The following is a 10,919-nucleotide window of genomic DNA, read 5'->3' as shown; positions in this document are numbered from 1 at the left end:
GCGCGACGTGTCGGGAAGGCGAGGGCGCCGGTCACGGACCGGTACTGACACCGGACGCAAGACCGGCCTGTTCTCGGGCGGCTCGAACAGGAGGCCGAGGCGGAGAATGAAACGTGCGATCCGGTCCATCATGGCTCAGCTCTGTGCGATGAAGATGGTGCCAAGGACGATGAAGCCAATGCCGGCGATGCGGGCAGGGCTCAGGTCTTCCTGGAAGACGAAGTAGGCGTAGACCGCGACCACGACATAGGCGAGGCTCAGGAACGGATAGGCGTAGCTGATCTGTACCTTGGACAAGACGATCAGATGCGAGGCCATGCTGACCACGAAGGTACAGAGGCCGGCGAAGACGAAGGGATTGAGGACCACCCGAAATACGGTCCAGACCAGTCCGTCGCTTGCAATATCGAGATTGCCGATGCCGGTCATGCCCCGTTTCAGCATCAGTTGCGCGGCTGCATTGGTCAGCACGGTAAACAGAATCAGGGGGATGTAGGCATTCATCGGGGCAGCATTTATCCGCGTTCTTGACGGGCCCTGAATGCCGCGGAAAATACTTCAAATGCCTTACGTCACCGATCTTACCTCACCGTAACCTTAAGAGGATGCTGCGGCCTTGCGGACAATTCTCGCGGACCGCGCATGCCCAGCCCTGGAAGGCACCGCGGCGGCCGGGGCATGCAAGATCGGGCAGCCCCGGAGATCTGCGCTCAGGCGACCTGCCCCTCTTCAAGGACGCCGTCCTTCTCGAGGGTGCGCTGCAGCGCCGGCCGCGAGAATACGCGAGCGAGATAGGCCTCGAAGACAGGCAGGCGCGGCAGCGCCCCGATGATGTTCATGCCGAAATGGATGCCGCTGCCGAGCTGGGTGTCGGCGGCGCTGAAGCGGTCGCCGGCCGCGAAGTCATGATTGGCGAGGCGCTTCTCCAGATAGGCGACGGTGTCCTCGTGCGAGCCGAAGGAGAAATGTTGCGGGACGTAGGCGATGCCGGTCGCCTTGGTCGCGATGATCGGATCGAGCACGGCGTCGGTGTAGACGAGCGCCGTCAGATAGGCGGCTCGCGCGGGATCGCTCAGCGCAGGCGCGAGACCGGCCTGCGGGAAGGCGTCCGCGAGGTAGATGCAGATCGCGGCGCGCTCGGTGACGATGATGCCGTCATGGATGACGGCCGGCACCTTCTTGTGCGGCTGGATCGCGCGGTAGTCTTCGGGGGCGCCGCTCTTGCCGCGGATATCGATCATCTCCATCCGGTAGGGCTGCCCGAGTTCCTCCAGGAGCCAAAGCACGCCGAAGGAACGTGATTGCGGAGCGTGATAGAAGGTCAGCATGGCTCTCTCCATCATGAGGACAGCGCGCCCAACGCGACGCGTCGTCCGGGCGATGGCAGCAGTTCTGACGGCACTTGTTGTCAGGAGATGTCAGGAGTGACGTGGTCGGCGGTCAGCTCGCTTCGCTGTGCCCGCGCCGGATGCGGCGGACTGCTGCCCAGACACCGATGAGCGCGACAGGCACGAAGAGCGCTGTCGCCATGCCGACGTCGATGGGCAGGAAGCCGGCATCCTTCGCGCCCTTGGCGAGATAGCCGAAGAGGCTGACGACATAATAGCCGATCGCCGCGACCGAGAGGCCCTCGACCGTCTGCTGGAGCCGGAGCTGGAGGCGGGTGCGCTCGTTCATGGCGGCCAGCAGGTCGCGGTTCTGCTGCTCGAGCGCGACATCGACGCGGGTGCGCAGCAGGTTGGCGGCGCGCGCCAGCTTGCGCGACAGGTCGGTCTGGCGCTCCTGCAGCATCTGGCAGGTGCGCATCGCCGGCGCCATCCGCCGCGACAGGAAGGCCGCCAGGGTCGGCCAGCCGGCATGCGGAGTCTCGCCGATCGCGATCAGGCGCTGCTGGACGATGTTGTCATAGGCGCGGCTTGCGCCGAAGCGATAGTTCGTGGAAGCAGCCTCGGATTCGAGACGCGCCGCGAGAGCGGTCATCTCGTCGAGCAGGGCATTGTCGGAGACAAGACCCTCCGTCGCCGTCATCGTCGAGGCAATGCGCACCAGCGTCTCCTCCGTGGCGCGCACCGATGGGCCGATGCGCTGCGCTTCCGGCAGGCCGAGCAGCGCCAGCGTCCGATAGGTTTCGATCTCCAGCAGCCTCTGGGTCAATGCCCCCGAACGGGACGATGTCAGTTCCCGATCGAGGAGGAGGATGCGGACGAAACCGCCGGCACCGACCCGGAAATCGGTTGCCGCAATGGCGCTTGCATTATCGACCAGGGATGCGGCGAGGCTCGCGGGATCGAAGATCGCATCCAGCTCCCCGGCCCCGAACGCGGGCAGGAGATGGAGGTCGATCGAGACGAGGTGCGGGCCGGGCTGGGGCAGCCCATGCATGAGATGCTGCAGATCGGCCGTTGCCGGCAGGAAAGGGGTGCGATCGGGTGAGGGAAATTCCCAGCTATAGGTGGTGAACTCGCTATGCTGCTCCCACCGCAGGCTTGCGTCCGCGAAGCGGGCGCGGTGATGCTTGGCTCCCTCTGCCGGGGGCGTCACATCGCGCTCGGTACAGAGCCCTATCAACGCATCGCGGTCAGCAACCGCCTGGGAGGCATCGGTCAGGAAAGCGAAATGCAGCAGGCGGCGCGGCGTCTCGATCGGCGCGAAGGGACGGGCGTGGACTTCGGCGAGAATGGTCTCGCGGTCCGGATGCGGCACGAGGCCGGCCTTCTGGTCCTGGATCATGTCGCCCCGACGCCCATTCGGCCGCTGCCGATGTCGGTAACACTGCCGCAAAGTCCCGAGCCGGGCCAGATGGGCATGGTGCCGCAAGCGGGGAGGGGCGGATGAGAGCTGCCGACAGGATCCGGCAGCAGGTTGTGCCAAGCTCTGACGAGAGAACCCAGCCGGAGCCCGCCATGCCCTTGCCCAACCGTGTCAGGCCCGATGGCTCGCTCGCCCGCGACCCTGCGCGTGGCCTGTTGTTCGGAAACCGCGGCGGCCGCTTCCACGATCCACGGACGCAGGCCATGCCGATACGGTCGCATGCCACACGGCAGTGGATCTGCTGCGTGCTCTCTTTCAAGGGGCGGCGGCGACAGGTCTGGGGCAAGGGTTACACCGAGCTGTTCTTTTGCGACGAGGTGACGGCGCTTGCGGCCGGACACCGGCCCTGCATGGAATGCCGGAGGGCGGATGCGCTGGGCTACCGTGAGGCGCTGGTCCGAGGCCTCGGCCTCACGTCCGTGCCTCTCTTCCCCGAGATCGATCGGATTCTCGATGGCGAGCGCCGGATCGGGCGAACCAAGCGGAAGTACCAGTTTCAAGCCGATGGATTGCCGGACGGAACCATGATCGAAGCGGGTGCCGGCGAGTGGCTGGCCTTGCGCGGTGAGGCCGCACTGCTCTGGTCACCCAACGGATATATCGAGCGACGGCGGCGGGCGCCCGGGACCGTCCTGGTGCTGACGCCGCCTGCGACGATCGCGGCCCTCGCGAATGGCTATCGGCCGTTCTGGCATGGAAGCGCGACGCCGTTTTCATGACGCTGGGCCGAGGCCGGGGGGAGGGAGCAGGCGGAACCTTCGGCAGCCCGAGAACGTTGCCCCAGCACGATCGTCCATGAGGGGCTGTTTCAGATGCGTTCGATTGCTCTTTGGCTGCTTGGCGTGCCGATTCCCGTCATTATCCTGCTCTGGTTCTTCATGCGCTAAGGCGATTTGCAAGCGAGGATAGGTCAGGGCCACGCTTGCCCCGGCCATTCTCATCTTACTACTGACGAAATCAGTCAGTCGTCATATGATCTGGTGACGTGCTCGCGGCGCATGGCGGCGCGGTCGCATCCTTCCGTCGCTTCCCCTATATCGTGGCCATGTCCATCATCCGCGTTTCCAACCTATCCAAGACCTACGCGTCCGGCTTCAGCGCGCTGAAATCGGTCGATCTGGAAATCCGCCGCGGCGAGATCTTCGCTCTGCTCGGTCCCAACGGCGCCGGCAAGACGACGCTGATCAGCATCATCTGCGGGCTGGTGAACCCGACATCGGGCAGTGTGCTCGCCGACGGCCATGACATCATCAAGGACTATCGAGCCGCGCGCGCCCGCATTGGGCTGGTGCCGCAGGAACTGACCACCGACGCCTTCGAGACCGTCTGGGCGACGGTCAGCTTCAGCCGCGGGCTGTTCGGCCTGCCGCGGAACCCTGCCCATGTCGAGCGCGTGCTCAAGGATCTGTCGCTCTGGGACAAGCGGGACAACCGGATCATGACGCTCTCCGGCGGCATGAAGCGGCGGGTGCTGATCGCCAAGGCGCTGGCGCATGAACCGCAGATCCTGTTCCTCGACGAACCGACGGCGGGCGTCGATGTCGAGCTCCGCCAGGACATGTGGAAACTCGTCCGACGCCTCAGGGAAGACGGCGTCACCATCATCCTGACCACGCATTACATCGAGGAGGCCGAGGAGATGGCCGACCGGATCGGCGTGATCAGCAAGGGCGAGATCATCCTGGTCGAGGACAAGGCCGAACTGATGCGCAAGCTCGGCAAGAAGCAGCTTTCGCTCTCCCTTCTGGAGCCGCTTGCCGCCTTGCCGGAGGGGCTTGCGACCTATGATCTCGCGCTCGCGGCCGAAGGCGAGGAACTGGTCTACACCTATGACACCAAAGCGGAGCGGACCGGCATCACCTCGCTCCTGCAGGATCTCGCGACCGCAGGCATCCGCTTCAGGGATCTGCGCACCAGCCAGAGCTCGCTGGAAGACATCTTCGTGAGCCTGGTGAGGGAGCGGCACTGATCATGGCTATCAATCTCCACGCGATGCGTGCGATCTATCGCTTCGAGATGGCGCGCACCTGGCGCACACCGCTGCAGAGCATCGTCTCGCCGGTGATCTCGACCTCGCTCTATTTCATCGTCTTCGGTGCCGCGATTGGCTCGCGCATGCAGGCGATCGACGGCGTTGCCTATGGCTCGTTCATCGTGCCCGGCCTGATCATGCTCTCGCTGCTGACGCAGAGCATCGCCAACGCCTCCTTTGCGATCTATTTCCCGAAATTCACCGGTACCATCTATGAACTGCTCTCGGCGCCCGTGGCGTGGTGGGAGGCGGTCATCGCCTATGTCGGCGCGGCGGCCACGAAATCGATCCTTCTTGGCCTGATCATCCTGCTGACGGCCACGGCCTTCGTGCCGCTCAGGGTCGAGCATCCGCTCTGGATGCTGCTTTTCCTGTTCCTGACCGCGATGACCTTCAGCCTGTTCGGCTTCATCATCGGCATCTGGGCCGACGGTTTCGAGAAGCTGCAGGTGATCCCGCTGCTGGTGGTGACACCGCTGACCTTTCTCGGCGGGTCGTTCTACTCGATCGACATGCTGCCGGGATTCTGGCGGACGGTGGCGCTGTTCAACCCGGTCGTCTACCTGATCAGCGGTTTCCGCTGGAGCTTCTTCGGCGTCTCGGAGGTCGGCATCGTCGTCAGCCTGGGAATGACGCTGGTCTTCCTTGCAGCCTGCATCGCGGCGGTCGGCTGGATCTTCCGGACCGGATATCGTCTGAAGACCTGAGCCGGCCTCAGGCGGCCTTCACGTCCGTGAAGAAGGTCTCGACGGCACCCCGCAGCGTCTCCGCTTCACGGCTCAGGCTTTCTGCCGTCTTCAGAACCTGGCTTGCCGAGAGCATGGTTTCCTCGGATGCAGCGGTGACCCCTTCCATCTTGCGCGAGACGCGGATGGTGCCATCCGACGTCGCCTGCGCATTGCGGGCGATCTGCGCCGTTGCCTGCATCTGTTGCTCAGTCGCCCCTGCAATCGCCACGGTGTGCTGGGCCACTTCGGCCATCACCGCCGCAATCGCTTCGATTGCGGCGACCGCGCCTCGTGTCTCGGTTTCGAAGGCCGCGATCTGGGCGGCGATCTCGTCCGTCGCCTGGGACGTCCGGCTCGCCAGGGTCTTCACCTCGCCAGCGACGATGCTGAAGCCGCGCCCGGCCTCGCCGGCACGCGCCGCCTCGATCGAGGCGTTGAGGGCGAGGAGATTGGTCTGGGCGGCAATGTCGCGGATCATCGAGACGATCTTGCCGATCTCCTCGGCGGCATAGGTCAGATTGGCGACATTCGCGCTTGCGCTGATGGCATCACGCGCGGCATCGCCAACGACGCCATTGGCCTTGGCGACGCGCCCCGTGATCTCGGCAATCGAGCCGGAGAGCTGTTCCGAGGCTGCCGCAACATTGCGGACGCTGTCGGCGGCATCGAGGCAGGCAGCGCGCGCGTCCTCGGCCTGTGAGGTTGCGGCAGTCGCTGCGTCATTTAACGTCCGGGCCGTGCTCTCCATCTGGCTCGAGCCGGTTCTCACCGTCTTCAGCACGGCGTCGATCCTGGCATCGAAGCTGCGGATGAGGTCGTCGATCCTGATCTGACGATCGGCACGGGCGGTCTCGGTCACCCGAGCGGCATCTTCGAGTTCGGCGCGCGCCATGGCGTTGTCGCGAAAGACGACGACCGAGCGGGCCATGTCCCCGATCTCGTCAGGGCGTGCGGCCAGAGGAATTTCGGCGACCGGTTCTGATTGGGCCAACCGGCGCATCGTTGCCGCCAGGCGCCTGAGCGGCTGTGAAACGCGCCGGTGCACGATCCAGAGCGCGAGAGCGAGACCGGCCGCGATCATCAAGGCGCCGATCAGCGTCTGCCGCCTTGCGCTGCTTTCCTGGAGCGCGTCGAGGCGGGAACCGATGATGCGGCTGTTGACGTCGTTGAGGACCGCAATGTGTTTCAGCGCCTCGTTCAGTGCCTTGCGGTTCGCCCGGTTGACCTCATTGTTGCCATGCCGGTCGGCTGCGGACGGGCCCTCCATGCGTGCGAGCCGGACCGTCTCGCGCCGGAACCGTATGAACTGTTCGATCTGATCGGAAACAACGGCGAAGGCGGCGCCGTCCTCGGCCTGTACGAGGGGGCGCCAATCGTCCATCACCTCGCGGATCTGCGCGAGTTCATCCAGCAGGGGCAGGGCGAAACGCTCGGCGTCGGCAGAGTCGCGGCTCATATAGAGCCCGCGCGTTTCCATCACGACGGCATTGACCAATCCGTTGATACGTTCCGCCATCAGCACGCGGCGTGATGCGAGCTGCATCTCGTCCGTCATCGCCGCGTAGCGGCCGAGTGCCTGGACGCCGAGGATGGTTGCCAGGGCGGCAGTGACAGCAAGAAGGAGGACGGCTCCGAAGATCTGGCTCGAAATCTTGCGCAGGGACGCCATCCGCTCGTGGGTTGAAGCGCCGGCCGCAACTGGCGCAGATGTGATCGCGGCGCCGGATGATGGCTGCGAATGGTTAATCCATGGTGATCTGCGGGCTCGCGAAGTGGCGTGGCTCGCGTCAGGACGCGCTACGGATGATTGACAGCGGACGCCCTTCCTGTCTTCACACCGGCATGACCGATATCTCCACCCTTGATGCCCCGGCGACCGCCGTCGCGCCGCATGCCCGCCGGCGCACCTTCGCCATCATCTCGCACCCGGACGCCGGCAAGACGACGCTGACCGAAAAGCTGTTGTACTTCGGCGGCGCCATTCAGCTTGCCGGCGAGGTACGCGCCAAGGCGGGCCGCCGCCAGACATCATCCGACTGGATGAAGATCGAGCGTCAGCGCGGCATCTCGGTCGTCACGTCGGTGATGACCTTCGAGTATGGCGGGCACGTCTTCAACCTGCTCGACACGCCGGGCCACGAGGACTTCTCGGAAGACACCTATCGCACTCTGACGGCGGTCGATTCCGCGGTGATGGTGATCGACGCCGCCAAGGGCATCGAAGCGCGGACCAAGAAGCTGTTCGAGGTCTGCCGGCTGCGAGACATCCCGATCGTGACCTTCATCAACAAGGTCGATCGCGAGACGCGTGATCCCTTCGACCTGATCAACGAGATCGAGACGACGCTGGCGCTCGACGTTGCGCCGATGACCTGGCCGGTCGGGCGCGGGCGCGACTTCGTCGGGACGCTCGATTTCGCCTCGAATACCTTCCGCCGCAACCAGAAGGGCGATGAGAGCGACGCGGGAACGCCCGTTGCGGGCGAAGACGATCCGCTCTTCGACGGGCTTCTGCCGAACGGTCTTGCCGAGACCTGGCGGGAGGAGGTTTTCCTGGCGCGCGAGGGCCTGAAGCCGTTCGACCTGGAGTCCTTCCGCGAGGGCCATCTGACGCCGGTCTATTTTGGGGCGGCGCTGCGCGACTATGGCGTGCGCGACCTGATCGACGCGCTCGGCCGTCATGCTCCGAGCCCACGCGCCCAGGTCGCGGACAAGCGCGCGGTCGAGGCGGAAGAGCCGAAAATGACCGGCTTCGTCTTCAAGATCCAGGCGAACATGGATCCGAACCATCGCGACCGCATCGCCTTCATGCGGGTCTGCTCGGGCAAGCTCTCGCGCGGCATGAAGGCGAAGCTGGTTCGCACGGGCAAGCCGATGCCGCTGAACGCGCCGCAGTTCTTCTTCGCGCGCGACCGCTCGATTGCCGAAGAGGCTTTTGCCGGCGATATCGTCGGTTTGCCGAACCACGGCACCTTGCGCATTGGCGATACGCTCACCGAGGGCGAGGACATCGTCTTCAAGGGCGTGCCGAGCTTCGCGCCGGAAATCCTGCGCCGCGTCAAGCTCAAGGACGCGATGAAGGCGAAGAAGCTGCGCGAGGCCCTGCAGCAGATGGCGGAGGAGGGGGTGGTCCAGCTCTTCCTGCCGCATGACGGTGCCCCGGCGATCGTCGGCGTGGTCGGTGCGCTGCAGCTCGACGTGCTGAAGGAGCGCATGGATGTAGAGTATTCGCTGCCCGTCGATTTCGAACCGTGCCAGTTTGCGATTGCGCGCTGGGTCTCCTCGGACGATCAGGCGGCGCTCGCAAAATTCGTCGCGCTGAAGCCGTCCTCGATGGCAGACGACCTCGATGGCGACCCGGTCTTCATGGCCTCGTCGCAGTTCACGCTGAAATACGATGCGGAGCGCGTGCCGGAGATCACCTTCTCCGACGTCAAGGACTATCAGAAGGTCGCGAAGGCCTGAGATTTCTCCCCCTCCGAGGAGATGGAGAGGCCAGAACGGGGATCGGCGACGCGCCCAGTCCCCGTACTCAGGCCTATCCGCCATTCGATCTCGACACCAGGGCGTGCGTTACCGTCGACTGCGCGCCCGTTTCCGGCCGGGGCGCGTCGCCTCTTCAGGATGCGGCGCTGCCGAGTTCTCCGCTCCCGCGGGCTGACGAACGGGCTTACCCCGCGCGATTGCCCGAAACGATCGCCAGTGCCTCGACGAAGCGATCGAGATCCGCTTCCATGATGTAGGGCGCCGGCGAGATCCGGATCGTGTTGCCCTTGGCGACGCCGCCGCGGCGAACGGTCATGACCTTGTGCTTGTCGCGCAGCTCCGCAACGATCGCATTGGTCTCCGCAGGGCTGCGCTTGCCGGTCAGGGCGAACGAGGTGATGCCGGCCACCATGCCGGGGTCGTCCGGGGTCTGGATCTCGACGCCCTTGAGCTCGCGAGCCTTGGCGACCCAGTGATTGCGCAGGTGACGGTAGCGTGCCTCCTTGGCCTCTGGCCCGATCTCCTGATGCAGGGCGAGTGCAGCGGGAACTGCGAGCTGCGCGGCGAAGTTCGGCGTGCCGGTATGAATCCGCGAGCGGACATCGTCGGCCTTGAAATCCTCGTCGGCCATGTAGGGGTCGATATCGCCGAGCCGGTCCTTTGCAATGTAGAGCAGGCCGACACCGAGCGGTGCGCCGATCCATTTGTGCAGGTTGAAGCCGATGAAATCGACGCCAAGATCCCGGGCCTGGAACGTGACCTGGCCCCAGCTATGGGCGGCGTCGAGGATGACATCGGCGCCACGCGCCTTGGCCATCGCGGCAAGTTCCTTGACCGGCATCATCAGCCCGGTGCGGTGGCTGATATGGGTCAGCAGAAGAAGCTTCGTCCTGGGATTGGCATTGAGCGCCGCATCATAGGCATCGAGCACCGCCTGACGCGTGGCGGGCTCCGGAATGTCGAACCTGACGACATCGACGCCACGCCGAGTTTTCAGCCAGTTCATCGCGTACTGCATCGAATCGTAGTCGAGATCGGCATAGAGCACGGTGTCGCCGGGCTTGAGCCTGTTGTAGCCGGAGATCAGCGCCTGCAGCGCCTCGGTCGCCCCCCGCGTCAGCGCGATCTCCTCGCGCGCCACACCGAGGAATGCGGCAAGCGGGGTGCGGACATTGTCGAGATCGGTGCCGATCCTGCTGCGGGCATAGACCGTATTCTCGAAGTTCACGAAGTCGGTCAGGCGCTTGTACTCGGCCTTCACCGGTTCGGCCATGATGCCCCAGTAGCCGTTCTCGAGATTCACCATGTCGGGCGTGACGCTGTAGAGGCCGCGCACGGTGCTCCAGTAGCTCGCATCGGTGCCGGGATTGGCGGTCGGAAGAGCCGGCAGGCTGCGCGCGGCGGCAGGCATCGCCTGCGGTATCAACGCTGCAGCGCCAAGGCCGAGCAGAAGCGTGCGGCGGTTCGTTTCAAGGGCCTGGCCGGTCATGAGCGTCATCTCCTCGCTGATGCCGCGCAGAGCTAACGATGGGCTGTTGCAGGCCTGTGACGGTCCACCGGGTCAATCGTGGGACTTGTTCCCCGGCACGCTCGAAAGGCGCGGCACCATTTGGGGCAGCGACGCCAAGCGCTTCCATGGACCATGCGCTTCCACGGACGCGACGTGTTCCAGCTCACAGGCTGCTGGAAGCCGGCGTTTCGGGACCCATTTGACGCCGACGACGTCGTCGGCATGCTGATCACCGGAGAGGCGGCCGCGCGCGTCTGCTGGCTGTGGCCCAGACTACCCGGAGCTAAAGCATCGGCCCGAAAAGTGGATTGCGGTTTTCGGGAAAGACGATGCAAACGCAGACGGTTAGATC

General features: G+C 64.9%; 9 protein-coding genes. 4 read left to right on the top strand and 5 right to left on the bottom strand.

Annotated features, from left to right (window positions below; genetic code table 11):
- Positions 1–135 precede the first annotated feature (135 nt).
- The 3 genes from FG93_RS09420 to FG93_RS09410 form a co-directional block, all read right to left on the bottom strand.
- Positions 136–504, bottom strand: a complete 369-nt coding sequence (locus FG93_RS09420; protein WP_043234063.1) for a transporter — start codon at positions 502–504, stop codon at positions 136–138.
- Positions 505–710: 206 nt separating this feature from the next.
- Positions 711–1,328, bottom strand: coding sequence for a glutathione S-transferase family protein (locus FG93_RS09415; RefSeq protein WP_043233891.1), 618 nt, complete (start codon positions 1,326–1,328; stop codon positions 711–713).
- A 112-nt stretch (positions 1,329–1,440) separates the two neighbouring features.
- Positions 1,441–2,730, bottom strand: a complete 1,290-nt coding sequence (locus tag FG93_RS09410) for a DUF3422 family protein (RefSeq protein WP_043233890.1) — start codon at positions 2,728–2,730, stop codon at positions 1,441–1,443.
- A gap of 173 nt (positions 2,731–2,903) precedes the next feature.
- Here FG93_RS09410 and FG93_RS09405 point away from each other — a divergent pair, with 173 nt between their 5' ends.
- The 3 genes from FG93_RS09405 (at position 2,904) to FG93_RS09395 (ending at position 5,550) form a co-directional block, all read left to right on the top strand.
- Entirely contained in the window at positions 2,904–3,530 is a 627-nt protein-coding gene (locus FG93_RS09405) for a hypothetical protein (protein WP_043233888.1), read from the top strand.
- A 326-nt stretch (positions 3,531–3,856) separates the two neighbouring features.
- The gene (locus FG93_RS09400) at positions 3,857–4,780 is read left to right on the top strand and encodes an ABC transporter ATP-binding protein (protein ID WP_043234059.1); all 924 of its coding nucleotides are present in this window, start codon (positions 3,857–3,859) and stop codon (positions 4,778–4,780) included.
- Positions 4,781–4,788: 8 nt separating this feature from the next.
- Positions 4,789–5,550 (top strand): ABC transporter permease, encoded by a 762-nt coding sequence (locus tag FG93_RS09395; protein WP_043234057.1) that lies wholly within the window; start codon positions 4,789–4,791, stop codon positions 5,548–5,550.
- Between the two features lie 7 nt (positions 5,551–5,557).
- Here the strand turns inward: FG93_RS09395 and FG93_RS09390 are convergent, their stop codons facing one another.
- On the bottom strand, positions 5,558–7,240 hold the full coding sequence (locus FG93_RS09390) for a methyl-accepting chemotaxis protein (RefSeq protein ID WP_043233886.1): 1,683 nt from the start codon (positions 7,238–7,240) through the stop codon (positions 5,558–5,560).
- A gap of 173 nt (positions 7,241–7,413) precedes the next feature.
- On the opposite strand from FG93_RS09390, the gene FG93_RS09385 reads away from it, so the two are divergent.
- Positions 7,414–9,036 carry a peptide chain release factor 3 gene (locus FG93_RS09385; protein ID WP_043233885.1) on the top strand — a complete coding sequence of 541 codons (1,623 nt, stop codon included), beginning with the start codon at positions 7,414–7,416 and terminating at the stop codon, positions 9,034–9,036.
- A gap of 205 nt (positions 9,037–9,241) precedes the next feature.
- Here FG93_RS09385 and FG93_RS09380 read toward each other — a convergent pair whose 3' ends face one another.
- The gene (locus FG93_RS09380; protein ID WP_244448546.1) at positions 9,242–10,546 is read right to left on the bottom strand and encodes an aminotransferase class V-fold PLP-dependent enzyme; all 1,305 of its coding nucleotides are present in this window, start codon (positions 10,544–10,546) and stop codon (positions 9,242–9,244) included.
- Between the last annotated feature and the right edge of the window lie 373 nt (positions 10,547–10,919).

It is taken from the genome of Allobosea sp. LC85, from assembly GCF_000735605.1.
Classification (GTDB): Bacteria; Pseudomonadota; Alphaproteobacteria; order Rhizobiales; family Beijerinckiaceae; genus Allobosea.
The sequence above is the reverse complement of the archived record's forward strand: the minus strand, read 5'-3'. Positions and strand labels throughout refer to the sequence as shown.